The following is a 19,317-nucleotide window of genomic DNA, read 5'->3' on the forward strand; positions in this document are numbered from 1 at the left end:
GATGGACTTCGGTGTCGTGCTGCAGACGAACCCGCCGGCCTCGCGCACGGTCGAGCTCGCCCGCCAGGCGGAGACGTACGGGTTCAGCCACGTGTGGACGTTCGACTCGCACCTCCTGTGGCAGGAACCGTTCGTCATCTACTCGGCGATCCTCGCGGCCACCCGCAAGGTCATGGTCGGGCCGATGGTCACCAACCCGGCGACGCGCGACTGGACGGTCATCGCGTCCCTGTTCGCGACGCTCAACGAGATGTACGGCAACCGGACCATCTGCGGGATCGGCCGGGGCGACTCGGCGGTCCGGACGCTGCACGGGCGACCGTCGAACCTGGCCACCCTGCGCGACTCGATCCACGTCATCCGCGAGCTGGCCAACAGCCGGGCGGTCGAGGTGAACGACGCCAAGGTCCAGTTCCCGTGGTCCAAGGGATCGGCGCTCGACATCTGGGTCGCCGCGTACGGTCCGCTCGCGCTGAAGCTCACCGGCGAGGTGGGCGACGGGTTCATCCTGCAGCTGGCCGACCCCGACATCGCCGCCTGGACGATCAAGGTGGTCCGGGACGCCGCCGAGCAGGCGGGCCGGGACCCGGACGCGATCCAGTTCTGCATCGCCGCGCCCATGTACGTCGGGGACGACCGAGAGCACATGCGGGAGCAGTGCCGCTGGTTCGGCGGGATGGTCGGCAACCACGTCGCCGACATCGTGGCCCGGTACGGCACCGACTCCACGATCCCCAAGGCGCTGACCGACTACATCGCTGGCCGCGATGGCTACGACTACAACGAGCACGGCCGGGCCGGGAACACGCACGCCGCGTTCGTTCCCGACGAGATCGTCGAGCGGTTCTGCATCCTCGGGTCCGCCGCCGAGCACGTCGAGAAGCTCGAGGCCCTGCGTGCGCTGGGCGTCACCCAGTTCGCGGGCTACCTCCAGCACGACAACAAGGAGGAGACGCTCCGGCAGTACGGGGAGCACGTCATCCCGGGCATGGCGACGTCGGTCGTCGCCACCGGATGACCGACCTCGCGACGAGCACCAGCGCGCCGGTCGGGACACCGGCCGCGCCTCCGCGTGCCTCCAGGGGCGTCGGCCGACGGATCGCCGTCGGACTGCTCGCGGTCGTCCTGCTGGCCGTCCTGTGGGAGCTGGTCAAGGCCGTCGTGCCGGACACCGGCGGGCACCTCCTCGGCGCGAGCGTGCTGCCGCGGACCGACGACGTCGCGATGCCGCACGTGTGGACGATCGTGCAGCGCATGCTCGAGCCCGAGACCTCCGCGGTCGGATCGCCCACGGTGCTCAGCGCGATGTTCCAGGCGTGCTGGTTCACGTTCCGGGTCGCGCTCGCGGGCTGGGTGCTCGGGTCGGTCGGCGGCTTCCTGATCGCGGCTCTCATGCAGCGCTGGATGGTCGCGGAGTCGGCGCTGCTGCCCTGGGTCGTGCTCAGCCAGACGGTCCCGCTCATCGCGCTCGCGCCGCTCGTCGTGGGATGGGGCGGCAAGATCCACGTCGGTTCGTTCGAGTGGCAGCGCTGGATGTCGGTCGCGCTCATCGCGTCCTACCTGGCGTTCTTCCCGGTCGCGGTCGGTGCGCTGCGCGGCCTGCAGTCGCCGCCGGCCGCGCAGGTCGAGCTCTTCCGCTCGCTCGCCGCAGGGTGGACCGGCACGATGCGCAGCCTGCGGATCCCCGCGAGCGTCCCGTACCTGCTCCCCGCGCTGCGCCTGGGAGCCGCCACGGCGGTGGTCGGGGCGATCGTCGCGGAGGTGTCCACCGGGACCAAGGGCGGCATCGGCCGCATGATCATCAGCTACGCCCAGTCGGCGAGCGGCGACCCGGCCAAGCCCTGGGGCGCGATCGCCGGCGCCGCGGTCCTCGGCCTGCTCGCCGCCGGGCTCGTCTCGCTGCTCGGGCTCGGGCTCGGTCGTTACCGTCACGCGGAGGTCTCATGAACGCGCCCGCAGTCGTCGCCCGGGGGATCGGCAAGACGTTCGCGTCCCGCGCGGGTGAGGTCGTCGCGCTCGACGGCATCGACCTGACCGTCGACGCGGGGGAGTTCGTCTCGCTCATCGGACCGTCGGGCTGCGGCAAGTCGACTCTCCTGCGGCTGATCGGCGACCTGGACCAGCCGACGACGGGCGAGCTGAGCGTGTTCGGCAAGACCGCGCAGGCGGCCCGCGAGGCGCAGGACTACGGCATCGCGTTCCAGCAGGCCGGGCTGCTGCCCTGGCGGGACGTGACGGGCAACGTCGAGCTGCCCCTGGAGCTGCACGGCGTGGGCAAGAAGGAGCGGGCGGCGCGGGCGGCCGAGCTCCTGGCCCTCGTCGGTCTCGACGAGTTCGCCGGGCACTTCCCGCACCAGCTCTCGGGCGGCATGCAGCAGCGCGTCGCCATCGCCCGGTCGCTGGCCGAGCGGCCAAACCTGCTGCTCATGGACGAGCCCTTCGGCGCGCTCGACGAGATGACGCGGGAGCGGATGCAGACCGAGCTCGTGCGGATCTGCGGCGAGAGCGGCGCCGCGGTCGTCTTCGTCACGCACTCGATCCCCGAGGCGGTGTTCCTGTCGCAGCGGGTGGTGGTCATGTCGCCACGGCCCGGCCGGATCACGGCCGTCGTCCCCGTGACGCTCGCCGACGAACGCACCGAGGGGCTGCGCGAGGACACCTCGTTCTTCGCCGCCGTCACGGCGGTGCGCGAGGCGCTGCACGGTTCGGGCGCGATCCCGGCCGCGGGGGTGGACCTGCGATGACCACCCCGACGAGCAGCGCCCGCCGTCGCTCGACGGTCCGCTGGCTCGCGCCCGTGCTCCTCGGGCTGCTCGCGCTCGCGCTCTGGCAGGCGCTCGTCGTCGTGACGGGGATCAAGCCCTATCTGCTGCCGAGCCCGACGGCGATCGTCGACCAGCTCCGGCAGGTGGTCCCGCTCGTGTGGTCGGCCGCCCTCGCCACCGGGCTGAACGTGCTCGTCGGACTCCTCGTCGGCGGGACGGCGGCCGTCCTCGCGGCGATCGTCGCGGCCCGCAGCCGGATGGTCGACACGCTCATGTCGCCCACCGCGGCGGCGGTCTCGGTCATGCCGATCGTCGCGCTCGCGCCGGCGCTGAACACCATGTTCGGCACCACCTCGACCACACCGCGCCGGCTCGTCGTGGCGGTCGTGGTGTTCGCGCCGATCTTCGTCAACACCCTGCGCGGCCTGCGCCAGGTGCAGCCTGTGCACCGCGACCTGCTGCGGGCCTACGCCGCGACGCCTCGCCAGATCACGCGCACCGTGACCATCCCCGGCGCGCTGCCCTACTTCTTCACGGGTCTGCGCATCGCGTCGTCGACCGGTGTCATCGCGGCGGTCGTCGCCGAGTACTTCGGCGGCCTGCAGAACGGGCTCGGCTCGCGCATCACGTCGGCCGCGTCCAACAGTGCCTACGCCCGCGCGTGGGCCTTCGTGCTCGGGGCGATCGTGCTCGGGCTCGTCTTCTACCTGGCGACCCTCGCGCTCGAACGCGCGGCGGCTCGTCGCACCGGGGGCTGAGCTCCCCCGCCAGGGGCCAACGAGCAGAGCCCCACGCACGTCCCGCCTGTCAGCGAGGCCAGGCCGGCCGATCCAGAAGCGGTCCGAGGCAGCCAACGAAAGGGATGACGATGAGACACACCAGACGTACGGCGTGGAGCGTGGCGGCGTTGGGGGCCGCGGCAGCGCTGGCTCTGTCCGGGTGCGGCAGCAGTGACGACTCCGCCGACGCCCCCACGGACGGCCCGGCCATGTCGGTCGACCCGCTCACGCCGGTCAAGCTGCAGCTGCAGTGGTTCACCCAGGCCCAGTTCGCGGGCTACTACGCGGCGCTCGACCAGGGCTACTACGTCGACGAGGGCCTCGACGTGCAGATCATCGAGGGCGGCGTCGACATCGTGCCGCAGTCCGTCCTCGCCGACGGTTCGGTCGACTACGCGATCGCGTGGGTGCCCAAGGCGCTGGCCTCGCGCGAGCAGGGCGCCGAGATCACCGACGTCGCCCAGATCTTCCAGAAGTCCGGCACGCTCCAGGTCTCGTTCAAGGACGAGGACATCACCACCGCGGCGGACCTCGCCGGCAAGAAGGTGGGCAACTGGGGCTACGGCAACGAGTTCGAGCTCTTCGCCGGCATGACGAAGGCGGACCTCGACCCGGCCACCGACGTGACGCTGGTGCAGCAGCAGTTCGACATGAACGCGCTGCTCGGCAACGAGATCGACGCGGCCCAGGCCATGACCTACAACGAGTACGCCCAGCTCCTGGAGTCGACGAACCCCGCGACGGGCGAGCTCTACACGGCCGACGACTTCAACACGATCAACTGGAACGACGAGGGCACGTCGATGCTCCAGGACGCCATCTGGGCGAACTCGGAGAAGCTCGCGTCCGACGAGGAGTACCAGGCGACGACCGAGAAGTTCATCAAGGCCAGCCTCAAGGGCTGGATCTTCGCGCGGGACAACCCCGAGAAGGCGCGTGACATCGTCGTTGCCCAGGGCTCGCAGCTGGGCAACAGCCACCAGCTGTGGCAGACCAACGAGATCAACAAGCTGATCTGGCCGTCGCCGGACGGCATCGGCATGATCGACAAGGCCGCGTGGGACCAGACCGTCGACATCGCCCTGCACACCAAGAACGACCAGGGCGCGACCGTCATCACCACGGAACCGAGCGAGGACTCGTACACCAACGAGTACGTCGAGAAGGCCCTCGCAGCGCTGAAGGACGAGGGTGTGGACGTGACCGGTGCGGACTTCGCCCCGATCGACGTCACACTGGAGGCCGGAGGCAAGTAGACCGGCACGTAGGGCAGGATCGCGGGCGGTGGCCTCACGGGGTCACCGCCCGCGGCAGGCCGCGGCACGACGAAGGAGCGCGACGAAGATGACCTCGCAGGACGGCGCCACGGCGCTCCGGCTCGACCGCGACCACGTGTTCCACTCGTGGTCCGCGCAGGCGCACCTGGACCCGCTGGTGATCGCGGGCGGTCTCGGCTCGACGGTCTGGGACCACGACGGCCGGCGCTACCTCGACTTCTCGAGCCAGCTGGTCAACGTGAACATCGGCCACCAGCACCCGCGCGTCGTCGCGGCGATCCAGGAGCAGGCCGCCACGCTCACGACGATCGCGCCGGCCACGGCCAACCTGACGCGCGGGCAGGCCGCGGAGCGCATCCTGTCCCACGCACCCGCGGGCTTCTCGAGCGTCTTCTTCACCAACGGCGGCGCCGACGCCAACGAGAACGCGATCCGCATGGCCCGCCTGCACACCGGCCGCGACAAGGTCGTCTCGGCCTACCGCTCGTACCACGGCAACACCGGCGCGGCCGTCGTCGCGACAGGCGACTGGCGGCGCGTGCCCAACGAGTTCGCGCGCGGGCACGTGCACCACTTCGGGCCGTTCCTGTACCGCTCGGAGTTCTGGGCGACGACGCCCGAGCAGGAGTCGGAGCGCGCGCTGCACCACCTCGAGCGCGTGATCCAGGCGGAGGGTCCGGCGTCCGTCGCGGCGATCCTGCTGGAGACGATCCCCGGCACGGCCGGCGTCCTCGTGCCCCCGCCCGGGTACCTGGCCGGCGTGCGCGCGATCGCGGACCGGTACGGGATCCTGCTGATCCTCGACGAGGTCATGTGCGGGTTCGGGCGGACCGGCAACTGGTTCGCGTTCGACGCGTTCGACGTGCGCCCCGACCTCATCACCTTCGCCAAGGGCGTGAACTCGGGCTACGTGCCGGCGGGCGGCGTGATCATCAGCGACCCGATCGCCAAGACGTTCGACGACGCGGTGTTCCCCGGCGGCCTGACCTACTCGGGCCACCCGCTCGCCATGGCATCCATCGTCGCGACCCTGGACGCGATGGCCGACGAGGGCATCGTCGAGCACGCGGCCGCGATCGGTGCCGACGTCCTGGGACCCGGCCTGACGGCGCTCGCACAGCGCAACCCGCTGGTCGGCGAGGTGCGCGGCCTCGGGGTGTTCTGGGCCATCGAGCTCGTGCGCGACAAGGACACCCACCAGCCCGTCGAGCCGGCGGTGATGGGCAAGGTCAAGGCCGCCGCCCTGTCCCGCGGCCTGCTCCCGTTCCTGGCCGACAACCGCGTGCACGTCGTGCCGCCGTGCGTCGTCACGGCGCAGGAGGCGGCCACGGGGCTGGGCCTGCTCGAAGAGGCGCTCGACGAGGTCGCCGCGTCCGTCTAGTTCCACCACGACCCGAGGAGCACCACCACATGTTGCCCAGAACGATCCGTCGCGCCCTGGTGACGGGCGCGTCGTCCGGGATCGGCGCCGCGACGGTCCGCCGGCTGCGGGCGGAGGGCTGGGACGTCGTCGCGACAGCCCGCCGGGCCGACCGGCTGGAGGCGCTCGCGCAGGAGACCGGTGCGGAGACGTTCGTGGCGGACGTGACCGACGACGCGGACGTCGCGCGGCTGGCGGAGTTCGTCGCCTCCGGCGGACCGCTCGACGCCGTCGTCAACAACGCGGGCGGGGCGTTCGGCCTCGACCCCGTCGAGAAGGCCGACCTGGACCAGTGGCGGCGGATGTACGAGCTCAACGTGCTCGGCACGCTGCGCGTGACGCAGGCCGTGCTGCCGCAGCTGCGCGCCGACGGCGGGGGAGACGTGGTCGTCGTGACCTCGACCGCCGCCTACGGCGCGTACGAGGGTGGCGCGGGGTACACCGGCGCCAAGGCCGCCGAGCGGATGCTCGCGACGACGCTGCGCTGGGAGATCGTCGGCGAGCCGATCCGCGTGCTGGAGATCGCGCCCGGTGCGGTCGCGACCGACGAGTTCGCGCTGGTCCGCTTCGACGGTGACGCACAACGGGCTGCGGCGGTGTACGACGGCTACCAGCCGCTCGTCGCCGACGACGTCGCGGACGCGATCGCGTGGACCCTGTCCCGCCCCGCCCACGTGAACATCGACCTCCTCGTGGTCCGGCCGGTCGCGCAGGCCAGCAACACCAAGATCGCCCGCACCACCGCCTGAGCACGACGCAGCCCCGCGCCGAGGGGCTGCGTCGGTCCGCGGCGCGGAATCCGGGACGTGGATGTCCGACCGGCTACGTAGGGTGAACGGGTGCCTGACGCAACATCCGCCCGACCGCCCTCGACCACACGAGTACTGCTCCAGCTGCGTCGTTGGGCGCGGCCCGCGCTCCCGCGCATCGCGCTCGGCGGCCTGACGGCCCTCGGCGCGAGCCTGCTGGCGCTCGCCGTCCCGCAGGTCCTGCGGGTGATCGTCAACGGGCCGCTGCTCACCAACGGCTCGGCGCGCGGCGTGGTGCTCGGCGCCCTGGTCGTCCTGGCGCTCGGCATCCTCGAGGCGTTCCTCGTCTGGTGCCGCCGCGCCCTGATCCTCACGCCCGGGACGGGTGTCGAGCGGGACATGCGCACCGACCTGTTCCGGCACCTGCTCGACCTGCCGGTCGAGTTCCACGACCGGTGGCCCGGGGGCCAGCTGCTGTCCCGGATCATGTCGGACCTGTCGACGATCCGGCGCTGGACCGTCTTCGGCCTCGTCATGCTCCTGGTCAGCGCGACCACGGTGCTCGTCGGCGTCGGGCTGATGATCTGGACGAGCCCGGTGCTCGGTCTGGTCTACCTCGCGGGCGCGGTGCCGATGATCTGGCTCGGGTTCCGGTTCCGCGAGGACTACAAGGCGGTCGCCCGGCTCGCGCGCGACCAGGCGGGCGACCTCGCCACGACGGTCGAGGAGTCGGTCCACGGCATCCGCGTGCTCAAGGCGTTCGGCCGGGGGCAGGACGCCCTCGACGACTTCGCCCGGCAGGCCGACGAGCTGCGCACGACCGAGGTGCACAAGGCCCGGACGCTGTCCCGGGTGTCGTTCGCCCTGGGGGCCATCCCGGAGGCGGTGCTGGCGATCTCGCTCGCGATCGGGGTGACGCTGGCCGCGGACGGGCGGCTGAGCGTCGGTGCGCTGGTCGCGTTCTTCGCGACCGCGGCCGTGGTGAACAACCCCGTCGAGCGGCTCGGCATGCTTCTCGCGATGACGCTCGACGCCCGCGCGGCGACCGACCGGTACATGCAGGTGATGGACACGGCCCCCACCGTCCAGGACCCGGCCCGGCCCGCGTCGCTCCCGCCCGCGAGCGGTGCCGGGTCCGTGGTGGAGCTGGTCGGGGTCGGGTTCGCGCATCCCGGGGCGACGAGCCCCGCCGTGCTGGAGGGCGTCGACCTGCGCCTCGAGCCGGGCGAGACGATGGCGCTCGTCGGCCTGACCGGCAGCGGCAAGACGACCCTGCTGCAGCTGGTGCCGCGGCTCTACGACGTGACCGACGGGACCGTGCGGATCGACGGCGTCGACGTCCGTGACCTCACGCGGGAGGACCTGCGCCGTGCGGTCTCGGTCGCGTTCGAGGACCCGATCCTCTTCTCCGCGTCGGTGCGCGAGAACGTCCTGCTCGGCACCGACCTCACCGGCCCGGCCGCGGACGCGCTCGTCGACGAGGCGCTCGAGGTCGCGCGCGCCGGCTTCGCGTACGGGCTGCCCGACGGGCTGGACACGGTCATCGGCGAGGAGGGGCTCAGCCTGTCGGGCGGTCAGCGGCAGCGCATCGCCCTGGCGCGCGCGATCGCGGTGCGACCCCGCGTCCTCGTCCTGGACGACCCGCTCTCGGCGCTCGACGTCACGACGGAGGCGGCGGTGACCGCGCGGCTGCGGGCGATGCTCACCGGCACGACGACGCTCGTCGTCGCGCACCGGCCCTCGACCGTCGCGCTCGCCGACCGGGTCGCGGTGCTCGAGGAGGGCCGGATCACCGGGGTCGGCCGGCACGCAGAGCTGCTCGCGACGCATCCGCACTACCGCTACGTCCTGACCGCGTTGTCCGAGCGCGACGTGCAGGAGGTGAGCTCGTGAGCGACGCCGAGTCCCGCGACGACGCCCCCACGCGCGTCGAGTCCCGACGGCTGCGCAAGCGTTCGCTCGCCCTCCTGTCGTCGCTGGTCCATCCGGTCTCCGGGGCGGCCTGGTGGACTGCTGCGCTCGTCGTCGGCTCGCAGCTGGCCGCGGTCGCGGGCCCGGTCCTGGTCGCCTACGGCATCGACCACGCGCTGCCCGCGATGCGGGACGGCGACGCCCGACCGCTCGTGCTGGCGTCGTCGGCCTACCTCGTGGCCGCGCTGCTCGGCGGCCTGCTGGTCGCGGCGACGGTGCGCGCGTCCGCCCGGGTCAGCCAGACGATGCTCCTGGACCTGCGACGCCGGGTCTTCCGGCACACGCAGCGCCTGAGCCTCGAGTTCCACGAGCAGTACACGTCCGGGCGGATCATCTCGCGACAGACGTCCGACGTGGAGGCGCTGCGCGAGCTGCTCGACGGCGGGGTGACCACGCTCGCCACAGGCGTCCTGGCCATGATCCTGACGGCCGTCTCGCTGGTGCTGCTCGACTGGCGCAGCGGCCTCGTGCTCCTTGTCGCGGTCGTGCCCGGCGTGCTGCTCACGCGGTGGTTCCAGGTGCGGTCGCAGGTGCAGTACCGCAAGAACCGCACGGCGGTGGCGCGCCTGATCGTGCGGTTCGTCGAGACGATGACCGGCATCCGCGCGGTCCAGGCGTTCCGGCGCGAGCGCGAGGTCGAGGGCGTCTACGGCGAGCTGGCCGAGACCTATCGCGGCACGACGGCCGAGGCGATCCGGCTCAACGGCGTGTTCGACACCGGCCTGGTGCTCATCGGCAACGTCACGGTGGCTGCCGTCCTGCTCGTCGGCGGGCTGCGCGCGGTCGACGGCAGCCTCGAGGTCGGGGTGCTCGTCGCGTCCGTCCTCTACGCGCGCCGGTTCTTCCTGCCGCTCGCGCAGATCGGCATGTTCTACAACTCCTTCCAGTCCGCGACGGCGGCGCTCGAGAAGCTCGCCGACCTGCTCGCGGAGGAGCCGAGCGTGCCGGAACCCACCAAGCCGGTGCGTCTGGCGGCGCCCCGCGGCGACGTCCGGTTCGACGGGGTGGAGTTCGGGTACGGCACCGGTCCGACCGTGCTGCCCCGGCTGGACCTGCACATCCCGGCCGGCCAGTCGGTCGCGCTCGTGGGGGAGACGGGCGCCGGCAAGTCGACCGTCGCGAAGCTGCTGGCGCGGTTCTACGACGTGCGGGCGGGGGCGGTGCGGCTCGACGACCTGGACCTGCGCACGATCGAGCCGACCGACCTGCGCCGGGCGGTGGTCATGGTGACCCAGGAGGCCTATCTCTTCTCCGGCTCCATCGGTGCGAACATCGCGCTCGGCAGGCCGGGGGCCGCGCCCGACGAGATCGAGGCGGCCGCGCGGGCCGTGGGCGTGCACGACCTGATCATGAGCATGGCGGACGGGTACGACACCGAGGTCGACAAGCGAGGGGTGCGCCTCTCGGCGGGCCAGCGCCAGCTCGTCTCGTTCGCGCGCGCGTTCCTCGCCGATCCCGCCCTGCTGATCCTCGACGAGGCGACCAGCTCGCTCGACGTGCCGGGAGAGGCGCTCGTCCAGGAGGGGCTGACCACCCTGCTCGCCGACCGGACCTCGGTCGTCATCGCGCACCGGCTGTCGACGGTGATGGGTGCGGACCGGGTGCTCGTCGTCGACGACGGTCGCGTGGTCGAGGACGGGTCGCCGGCCGAGCTCGTCGCGAACGACGGGCGGTTCGCGGCCCTGCACGCCGACTGGCAGCGCTCGCTCGAGCGGGTGCCGGGCCCCTGAGACCCGACCGAGCGCCGCGCGTGTTCAGAGATGTCGTGCGGCGTACTCGTGCAGCGCGTCCCGGACGAGGGTCGCACCCTCGACGCCGCCGTACGTGCGGGTGAAGCGCTCGTCCGCGACGTACATGTCGGCCAGGCCGACGACATAGGCACGCACAGGCGACGTCCCGTACCCGGGGGTCCCGGGGATGCTTCCCAGCCACGCCACGTGTCGTGCGGCGAGCTCCTGTGCCTCGTCGGAACCCGGTGCGGTGCCGGCCCGAGCGGCGTCCGTCCACCGCGCGGCGAGCTCTGCCGTCTGCTTCTTCCAGGCAGCACGCTCCGCCTCGCTCATGCCGCGCCACCAGGCGTCCGAGGAGGCGTACGCCTCCGCGCCCCAGCGCTGCTCGACCTCCTCCCGGTGCACCGTGTGGTCGAACCCGTCGAACATGTCCTCGGCCACGAGTGGCCCTCCGTCCTGTCGTGCCGTGATGGTCCGCTCGACCGACGCGATCTGCCGCGCCAGCCGCTCCTGCTCGCCGCGCAGCCGGTCGAGGTGGCGCCGGAGCGCCGTCGTCTCGTCCTGCTCCTGGTCGAGAACCCGCCGGATGTCCGGCAGGCCCAGGCCCAGGTCCCGCAGCAGCAGGATCCGCTGGAGCCGCACCAGTGCGTCCTCGTCGTACCAGCGGTAGCCGTTGTCGCCGACGCGGCTGGGTTCGAGCAGTCCGAGCGCGTCGTAGTGGCGCAGCGCCCGGCTCGTCGTGCCCGTGAGCCGCGCGACCTGCTGGATCGACGCCTCCACGTGCCCTCCTTCGTCGCGGACCGTTCCTGTCCTGATCCACGGTAAGAGTTGACGCAGCGTCAAGGTCAAGTCGTCGGGCGCCTCAGGACTGGAGCCGTCGGAGCACCACGGCCGCGAGGTCGCGCACGTCGTCGACGAGCTCGACCGCGCCGGCCGCCGTGAGCTCACCGTCAGCCGCGTACCCCCACGTCACACCAACCGTGTCCACCCCGCACGCCCGAGCGCCGAGCACGTCGTGCTCGCGGTCGCCCACCATCAGCACAGGAGACGCCACGGGGAACGCCGCCAGCGCCGCGGCGACGACGTCGGCCTTCGTCGACGGGGTGTCGTCCAGCGGGGCGCCGAAGATCGCGTCCACCCGGTCGGTGATGCCGAACGCGTCGCAGATCGGCCGGGCGTAGACGGCGGGCTTCGAGGTGGCGACCGCCAAGGTGAGACCGGCGGCCCGCAGCTGGTCGAGGGTGTCGAGGATCCCGTCGAACAGGGCGTTGTCGCTGATCATGCGCGTGACGAACACCTCGCGGTAGGCGAGCACCGCCTCGGCCGCGCGCGCCGCCGGCACACCATGCCCCACGAAGCTCTCGGTGATCGGCGGGCCGACGAAGGAGCGCAGCTGCACCCGGGACGGCACCTCGAGACCGAGCGCCCGGAATGCGGAGGCGGCGGACGCGGTGATGCCCGGGGCCGAGTCGGTCAAGGTGCCGTCGAGATCGAGCAGGCAGAGAGGGGTCGTCACGGGCACGAGTGTGCCCGCAACCCGTCGGCAACGTCGGCGACCTACGCTGCCCGCATGGAGACTGAGACTGCGCGCGAGGTGCTCGGCTGGGACCTGTTCGGGACGGCGGCCCGGGAGCTGGCGCAGGCCGTGGTGGACGACGGGTTCGTGCCGGACATCGTCATCGCGGTGGCCCGTGGGGGACTGCCACCCGGGGGAGCCATCGCGTACGCGCTGGGCACCAAGGCCGTCGGCACCCTGAACGTCGAGTTCTACACGGGTGTCGACGAGCGCCTGCCCGACCCGGTCGTCCTGCCACCGCTGCTCGACACGGACGCGATGTCGGGGCTGAGGGCTCTGATCGTCGACGACGTCGCGGACACCGGCGAGACCCTCGCCCTGGTGCAGAAGATCATGTCGCTGCACTGCGAGGAGGCGCGGACCGCCGTCCTGTACTCCAAGCCGCGCTCGATCGTCGAGCCGGACTACGTCTGGCGCCGGACCGACCGGTGGATCGTCTTCCCGTGGTCGGCCGAGCCGCCGGTCACGCCGTCCGCGGGGCGAGCGGGATAAGGCGGTGCGCACGGCGGGGTGAATGCCGATATCCTGGTGCGCACAGGCATCGACCCGGTCATCACCGGTGAGCCTCCGGAAGAACGGGCCGGTCAGACGGTCCTAGTAGAACCGGACGGGTAGGCCCGTCACAGCCGCTACGAAGTGGTCGACGACCCGCAAGGGGAGCCGGCAAGCGAGGTGGTACCGCGGTAGAGCCCGGCCGGTCCGGGTCCCATCGTCCTCGCAGCCGAGAGCGACGCACCCACCCAGGGTGCCGACCACAGGAGATCCGTACGGTGGCCTACCCGTTGCACCGCCCGTCCGCGTCCGTCCCCGCCTCGCCGGACCTTCCGTCCCTCGAGAAGGACGTCCTGGCCTACTGGGACGCCGACGGGACGTTCCAGGCGTCCATCGACGCGCGCCCCGCCGGTGAGAACGGCAGCAACGAGTACGTCTTCTACGACGGCCCGCCGTTCGCCAACGGGCTGCCGCACTACGGCCACCTGCTGACGGGCTACGCCAAGGACGTCGTGCCGCGCTACCAGACGATGCGCGGCCACCACGTCGAGCGTCGGTTCGGCTGGGACACGCACGGCCTGCCCGCCGAGCTCGAGGCGCAGCGGCTGCTCGGCATCACGGACACCTCGCAGATCGAGGAGATGGGCCTGGCGGCGTTCAACCAGGCGTGCCGCGAGTCGGTCCTGCGGTACACCGGCGAGTGGCGTGAGTACGTCACCCGGCAGGCGCGCTGGGTCGACTTCGACCACGACTACAAGACGCTCGACACGACGTTCATGGAGTCGGTGATCTGGGCGTTCAAGCGCCTCTACGACAAGGGCCTGGCGTACGAGGGCTACCGCGTCCTGCCGTACTGCTGGCGCGACGAGACCCCGCTGTCCAACCACGAGCTGCGCATGGACGACGACGTCTACCAGTCCCGCCAGGACCCCGCGCTCACGGTCGGGCTGCGGCTCGAGACCGGCGAGCTGGCGCTCATCTGGACGACGACCCCGTGGACGCTGCCGAGCAACCTGGCGATCGCCGTCGGGCCGGACGTCGACTACGTGACGGTCGAACCGGGACCCGACTCCGAGCTCGCGGGGGAGCGGGTGGTCCTCGCTGCCGCTCGGGTCGGCGCCTACGCCAAGGAGCTGGGTCCGGAGCCGACCGTCGTCGCGACCGTGAAGGGCCGCGACCTCGCGGGCCGCCGGTACACGCCTCCGTTCGACTACTTCGCCGGTCACGAGAACGCCCACCAGGTGCTGCTCGGCGACTTCGTCACCACCGAGGACGGCTCGGGCATCGTGCACATGGCGCCCGCCTTCGGTGAGGACGACATGGTCGCGTGCGAGGCCGTCGGCATCGCCCCGGTCGTGCCCGTCGACTCGCGCGGCCGGTTCACCACCGAGGTCCCGGACTACGTCGGCCTGCAGGTGTTCGAGGCCAACAAGCCGATCACGGCGGACCTCAAGGCGGGCACCGGCCCGCTGTCGCGCACACCTGCGGAGCAGCGGTCCGTCGTCGTGCGGCACGAGACCTACGAGCACTCCTACCCGCACTGCTGGCGCTGCCGGAACCCGCTGATCTACAAGGCGGTCTCCAGCTGGTTCGTGCGCGTGACCGAGTTCCGCGACCGCATGGTCGAGCTCAACCAGGAGATCAGCTGGACCCCGGACCACATCAAGGACGGCCAGTTCGGCAAGTGGCTGTCCAACGCGCGCGACTGGTCGATCAGCCGCAACCGCTACTGGGGCACGCCGATCCCGGTGTGGGTCTCCGACGACCCCGCGCACCCCCGCGTCGACGTCTACGGGTCGCTGGCGGAGCTGGAGGCGGACTTCGGACGGGTCCCGACGAACGAGGCGGGCGAGCCCGACCTGCACCGCCCGTTCATCGACGAGCTGACGCGCCCGAACCCGGACGACCCGACGGGTGCCTCGACGATGCGTCGCATCCCGGACGTGCTCGACGTGTGGTTCGACTCGGGCTCGATGCCGTTCGCCCAGGTCCACTACCCGTTCGAGAACGCGGACTGGTTCGAGCACCACTACCCGGGCGACTTCATCGTCGAGTACATCGGCCAGACGCGCGGCTGGTTCTACACGCTGCACGTCCTGGCCACGGCGATCTTCGACCGGCCGGCGTTCCGCAACGTCATGTGCCACGGCATCGTGCTGGGCGACGACGGCCGCAAGGCGTCCAAGAGCCTGCGCAACTTCCCGGACCCGGTCGAGATGTGGGACGTGTACGGCTCGGACGCCGTGCGCTGGTTCCTCATGTCGAGCTCGATCCTGCGTGGCGGGAACCTGATCGTCGGCGAGGAGGGCATCCGCGACGGGGTGCGCCAGGTGCTGCTGCCGCTGTGGAGCACGTACTACTTCTTCTCGCTGTACTCGGGCGCCGCGAACGGTGGCGCGGGGTACCGGGCGAAGGCGGTCTCGGCGGAGCGGGTCCCCGGCCTCGCGCCCATGGACCGGTACGTCCTGTCGCGCACCGACGACCTCGTCCGGGACGTCACCGCGCAGATGGACGCCTACGACATCGCGGCCGCGTGCGAGTCGGTGCGCGAGCACCTCGACGTGCTCACCAACTGGTACGTGCGCACGCAGCGTGACCGCTTCTGGGCCGAGGACGCCGACGCGTTCGACACGCTCTGGACCTCTCTCGAGGTGCTCACGCGCGTCATGGCGCCGCTGGCCCCGCTGGTCTGCGAGGAGGTCTGGCGCGGGCTCACCGGCGGTCGCAGCGTGCACCTGACCGACTGGCCGGTGGCCGGCGCGTCCGACGAGTCGCTCGTCGGCGCGATGGACCAGGTCCGCGCGGTCACCTCCACCGCCCTCGGGCTGCGCAAGGCGGCGGGCGTCCGCGTCCGCCAGCCGCTGCACCGCCTCACGGTCGCGGTCGACGACGCGGACGCGCTCGCGCCCTACTCCGACCTGCTCGCGGCCGAGCTCAACGTCAAGGCCGTCGACCTGGTCACCGCGGACGCCGGCACCGCCGAGCGGTTCGGGATCACGCAGCGGCTCGCGGTCAACGCGCGCGCTGCCGGTCCGCGGCTCGGTCGCGGCGTGCAGGCGGTCATCCAGGCCGCCCGCGCGGGTGACTGGAGCGTCGACGGCGAGACGGTCGTCGCGGGCGGGGTCGCGCTGGAGCCGAGCGAGTACGAGCTGACCACCGTCGTGGGGTCCGAGGGCGGTGCCGCCGCGGTGCTGCCGGGCGGTGGGTTCGTCGTGCTCGACCTGACGCTCGACGACGCGCTGCGAGCCGAGGGCTACGCCCGCGACGTCGTGCGCGCGGTGCAGGACGCCCGCAAGGCGGCCGGTCTGCAGGTGGGTGACCGCATCGTGCTCACGCTCGACGTGCCCGCCGAGCACCTGGCGGCGGTCGAGGCGCACCGCGACACGATCGCCCGCGAGACGCTCGCCATCTCGATCGAGGTCGCGGACGCGTCGCCCGAGCTGCGGGTCACCGTGGCGGCCGTCGAAGGTGGAGGGTACGAGGCGTGAGCAGCAGCAGCAGCGGAGCCGAGCACGTGCGTCGTCAGGCCGAGAAGGAGGCCCGGCTGGCCGCCGACGAGGTCTACCAGGCGATCCTGAGCCGCGCCCCGGAGCACGACATCGACCCGACCCTGGACCGGGTCCGGGCCGTGTGCGAGCTGCTGGGCGACCCGCAGAAGGCGTACCGGGTGGTGCACCTGACGGGGACCAACGGCAAGACGTCGACCTCGCGCATGGTCGAGCGACTGCTGCGCGAGCACGGGCTGCGCACGGGCCGGTTCACCAGCCCGCACCTGTCGCGGGTCACCGAGCGCATCGCGATCGACGGCGAGCCGATCAGCGACGAGAGGTTCGTCGAGGTCTGGCAGGACGTCGCGCCGTACGTGCACCTCGTGGACCAGGGGTCGCTCGAGAAGGGCGAGCCGCGGTTGTCGTTCTTCGAGGTGTTCACGGTGATGGCGTTCGCGGCGTTCGCGGACGCGCCGGTCGACGTCGCCGTCATCGAGGTGGGCCTCGGCGGCGCGTGGGACTCGACGAACGTCGCCGACGGCGAGGTCTCGATCATCACGCCGATCGCCCTGGACCACGAGCGCTTCCTCGGGCACACGGTCGTGGAGATCGCCTCGGAGAAGTCGGGGATCATCAAGGACGGTGCCACGGTCGTCGTCGCCGAGCAGACCGAGGACGTCGAGGGCGTGCTGCTCGCGGTCGCCGCGGAGCACGGCGCCCGGGTGGTCCGCGAGGGCGTGGACATCCGCGTGGTGGACCGGCAGGTCGCGGTCGGCGGCCAGCTGCTCTCGCTGCAGGGCCTGGGCGGGACCTACACGGAGATCTTCCTGCCCCTGCACGGGCAGTTCCAGGCGCACAACGCCCTGCTCGCGCTCACCGCTGTCGAGGCGTTCATGACCGGTGGGCGCGCGCTGGATCCCGGTGTCGTCGAGATCGCGTTCGCTGACGTCGACTCACCGGGCCGGCTCGAGCTCGTGCGCACGAGCCCGACGATCCTGGTCGACGGTGCGCACAACCCCGCCGGAGCCGAGGCGCTCGTCGAGGCGGTGCAGGAGGCGTTCCAGTTCGAGCGCCTCGTCGGCGTCGTCGGCGTGATGGCGGACAAGGACCCCGAGGGCATCCTCGCGGCGCTCGAGCCCCTGCTCGCCGAGGTGGTGATCACGAGTGCCTCCACGTCCCGCGCGATGGATCCGAACGACCTCGCGGAGACCGCGATCGACATCTTCGGGGAGGACCGCGTGCACGTCGCCGAACGCCTGAACGACGCGCTCGACCTCGCCGTCGCACGCGCCGAGAGCGAGGCCGACAGGGGAGCGGGTGTGCTCGTCACCGGGTCGATCCTGCTCGTCGCCGAGGCCCGGATGCTGCTCGGGCGTCGCTGAGGGGGCATCACCCCTTCGGGCGATGGTGCACGAACGTGCACCGGTGGCGCACGTTCTCACCTTGACGGCCCTGACCGGCACCCACAAGGTGAACATGTCGGGACAAAGGGGTCCGAGGACGGAAGTGCGCGGGTCGCTCGCCGTGGGCGCCCGAAGGAAGGGATGGCTGCAGTGAAGAAGCTCATCAACGACCCGCAGACCGTCGTGGCCGAGTCGCTCGAGGGATTTGCGGCGGCGCATGCCGACGTCGTCTCCGTGCACAGCGACCCGTGGTTCGTCACGCGTGCGGGTGGCGCAGTTGCCGGCAAGGTCGGCCTCGTCAGCGGTGGTGGGAGCGGCCACGAGCCGCTGCATGGGGGCTTCGTGGGTCTCGGGATGCTGGACGCGGCCGTACCGGGTGCCGTCTTCACGTCTCCGACCCCCGACCAGATCGCGCCGGCGCTGCACGCGTCGGACGGGGGCGCAGGCGTCCTCGCGATCGTCAAGAACTACACGGGCGACGTGCTCAACTTCGAGACGGCGGCCGAGCTGGCCGACGCCGAGGGCGTCACCGTGCGCACCGTCGTCGTGAACGACGACGTCGCCGTCGAGGACTCGCTGTGGACCGCCGGGCGGCGCGGTGTGGCCGGCACCGTCGCGGTCGAGAAGATCGCCGGTGCCGCAGCCGAGCGCGGGGACGACCTCGACGCCGTCACCGCGGTGGCGGAGAAGGTCATCGCCAACGTGCGGTCGATGGGCGTCGCGCTGACCGCCTGCACCGTGCCGCACGCGGGCAAGCCCAGCTTCGACCTGCCCGACGACGAGATCGAGATCGGCATCGGGATCCACGGCGAGCCGGGTCGGCGCCGCATCCCGCTGGCCAGTGCCGACGAGATCACGGAGATGCTCCTGACGCCGGTCGTCGACGACCTGGGCCTCGCCTCCGGCGAGAGTGTTCTCCTCTTCGTCAACGGCATGGGGGGCACACCTGCCTCCGAGCTCTACGTCGTCTATCGTCGGGCTCGCGCGTTGCTGGAGGAGCGGGGGGTCGTCGTGACCCGGTCGCTCGTGGGCAACTACGTGACATCGCTGGAGATGCAGGGCGCATCGGTCACCGTGCTCCGACTGGACGACGAGCTGACCGCCCTGTGGGACGCCCCGGTGCACACGACCGCGCTGCGCTGGTAGCAGCCGGTTGGTGACGCCATGGGTGCGGCGCAGGGGAGCTCGGCCTCGGGAACTGTCGATGGGAGCGTGGGTATGACGTTGGACGTCGCGTGGGCGATCTCGTGGGTGCGCCTGTCGGCGCAGACCGTCACCGAGCACCGGTCCGAGCTGATCGAGCTCGACCGGCAGATCGGTGACGGGGACCACGGCGAGAACCTGTTCCGTGGCTTCACCGCCGTCACCGCCAAGCTCGACGCGCTCGAGGAGCAGCCCGCCGACATCGGTGAGGTGCTCAAGCTCGTGGCCACCACGCTGATGTCGACGGTCGGCGGTGCCGCGGGTCCGCTCTACGGCACCGCCTACCTGCGCGCGGCGAAGGCCACCGGCGTCGCCGAGCTCGACAGCCACGGCGTCGTGGCCCTGCTCGAGGGTGCGCTCGAGGGCATCGTCGCGCGCGGCAAGGCGCACACCGGCGAGAAGACGATGGTCGACGCGTGGACGCCCGCGGTCGAGGCGGCCGTCGCCGCCGCCGACTCGGGCGC

Annotated in this window: 16 protein-coding genes; 14 read left to right on the forward strand and 2 right to left on the reverse strand. The window is 71.9% G+C overall.

Annotated elements, in window-relative coordinates; translation table 11 throughout:
- Window position 1: 1 nt before the first annotated feature.
- The 9 genes from AC1DUE_RS08365 to AC1DUE_RS08405 all read left to right on the forward strand — a co-directional run bounded on the left by AC1DUE_RS08365 (window position 2) and on the right by AC1DUE_RS08405 (window position 10,691).
- Complete coding sequence (locus tag AC1DUE_RS08365) at window positions 2-1,018, forward strand: TIGR03842 family LLM class F420-dependent oxidoreductase (RefSeq protein WP_477038940.1); 1,017 nt, start codon at window positions 2-4, stop codon at window positions 1,016-1,018.
- Window positions 1,015-1,947 (forward strand): ABC transporter permease, encoded by a 933-nt coding sequence (locus AC1DUE_RS08370; protein WP_477038941.1) that lies wholly within the window; start codon window positions 1,015-1,017, stop codon window positions 1,945-1,947. Before AC1DUE_RS08365 ends, AC1DUE_RS08370 begins: the two co-directional genes overlap by 4 nt.
- Window positions 1,944-2,744: an ABC transporter ATP-binding protein gene (locus tag AC1DUE_RS08375; RefSeq protein WP_477038942.1), complete on the forward strand. Its 801-nt coding sequence runs from the start codon at window positions 1,944-1,946 to the stop codon at window positions 2,742-2,744. Before AC1DUE_RS08370 ends, AC1DUE_RS08375 begins: the two co-directional genes overlap by 4 nt.
- The gene (locus AC1DUE_RS08380; protein ID WP_477038943.1) at window positions 2,741-3,523 is read left to right on the forward strand and encodes an ABC transporter permease; all 783 of its coding nucleotides are present in this window, start codon (window positions 2,741-2,743) and stop codon (window positions 3,521-3,523) included. The genes AC1DUE_RS08375 and AC1DUE_RS08380 overlap by 4 nt, the downstream gene beginning before the upstream one ends.
- A 110-nt stretch (window positions 3,524-3,633) precedes the next feature.
- Window positions 3,634-4,800, forward strand: a complete 1,167-nt coding sequence (locus AC1DUE_RS08385; protein ID WP_477038944.1) for an ABC transporter substrate-binding protein — start codon at window positions 3,634-3,636, stop codon at window positions 4,798-4,800.
- A gap of 88 nt (window positions 4,801-4,888) precedes the next feature.
- Window positions 4,889-6,202 carry an aminotransferase class III-fold pyridoxal phosphate-dependent enzyme gene (locus tag AC1DUE_RS08390; protein WP_477038945.1) on the forward strand — a complete coding sequence of 438 codons (1,314 nt, stop codon included), beginning with the start codon at window positions 4,889-4,891 and terminating at the stop codon, window positions 6,200-6,202.
- A gap of 29 nt (window positions 6,203-6,231) precedes the next feature.
- Entirely contained in the window at window positions 6,232-6,990 is a 759-nt protein-coding gene (locus AC1DUE_RS08395) for an SDR family oxidoreductase (protein WP_477038946.1), read from the forward strand.
- A gap of 90 nt (window positions 6,991-7,080) precedes the next feature.
- A complete protein-coding gene (locus AC1DUE_RS08400; RefSeq protein WP_477038947.1) occupies window positions 7,081-8,883 on the forward strand; it encodes an ABC transporter ATP-binding protein in 1,803 nt (600 codons plus the stop codon).
- Window positions 8,880-10,691, forward strand: a complete 1,812-nt coding sequence (locus AC1DUE_RS08405) for an ABC transporter ATP-binding protein (protein ID WP_477038948.1) — start codon at window positions 8,880-8,882, stop codon at window positions 10,689-10,691. Before AC1DUE_RS08400 ends, AC1DUE_RS08405 begins: the two co-directional genes overlap by 4 nt.
- Window positions 10,692-10,715: 24 nt before the next feature.
- Here AC1DUE_RS08405 and AC1DUE_RS08410 read toward each other — a convergent pair whose 3' ends face one another.
- Both AC1DUE_RS08410 and AC1DUE_RS08415 read right to left on the reverse strand, forming a co-directional pair.
- Complete coding sequence (locus tag AC1DUE_RS08410) at window positions 10,716-11,471, reverse strand: MerR family transcriptional regulator (protein WP_477038949.1); 756 nt, start codon at window positions 11,469-11,471, stop codon at window positions 10,716-10,718.
- Between the two features lie 82 nt (window positions 11,472-11,553).
- Entirely contained in the window at window positions 11,554-12,207 is a 654-nt protein-coding gene (locus AC1DUE_RS08415) for an HAD hydrolase-like protein (protein WP_477038950.1), read from the reverse strand.
- 54 nt (window positions 12,208-12,261) lie between these two features.
- On the opposite strand from AC1DUE_RS08415, the gene AC1DUE_RS08420 reads away from it, so the two are divergent.
- The 5 genes from AC1DUE_RS08420 to dhaL all read left to right on the forward strand — a co-directional run.
- The gene (locus AC1DUE_RS08420) at window positions 12,262-12,759 is read left to right on the forward strand and encodes a phosphoribosyltransferase (RefSeq protein WP_477038951.1); all 498 of its coding nucleotides are present in this window, start codon (window positions 12,262-12,264) and stop codon (window positions 12,757-12,759) included.
- Window positions 12,760-13,037: 278 nt separating this feature from the next.
- The gene (gene ileS, locus AC1DUE_RS08425; RefSeq protein WP_477038952.1) at window positions 13,038-16,247 is read left to right on the forward strand and encodes an isoleucine--tRNA ligase; all 3,210 of its coding nucleotides are present in this window, start codon (window positions 13,038-13,040) and stop codon (window positions 16,245-16,247) included.
- A complete protein-coding gene (locus tag AC1DUE_RS08430; protein WP_477038953.1) occupies window positions 16,244-17,629 on the forward strand; it encodes a bifunctional folylpolyglutamate synthase/dihydrofolate synthase in 1,386 nt (461 codons plus the stop codon). Before ileS ends, AC1DUE_RS08430 begins: the two co-directional genes overlap by 4 nt.
- A 171-nt stretch (window positions 17,630-17,800) precedes the next feature.
- On the forward strand, window positions 17,801-18,796 hold the full coding sequence (gene dhaK / locus AC1DUE_RS08435) for a dihydroxyacetone kinase subunit DhaK (RefSeq protein WP_477038960.1): 996 nt from the start codon (window positions 17,801-17,803) through the stop codon (window positions 18,794-18,796).
- A 72-nt stretch (window positions 18,797-18,868) separates the two neighbouring features.
- The coding region (dhaL, locus tag AC1DUE_RS08440) for a dihydroxyacetone kinase subunit DhaL (protein ID WP_477038954.1) at window positions 18,869-19,317 on the forward strand (449 nt) is incomplete at its 3' end.

This window comes from Cellulomonas sp. P4_A2 (genome assembly GCF_056402515.1).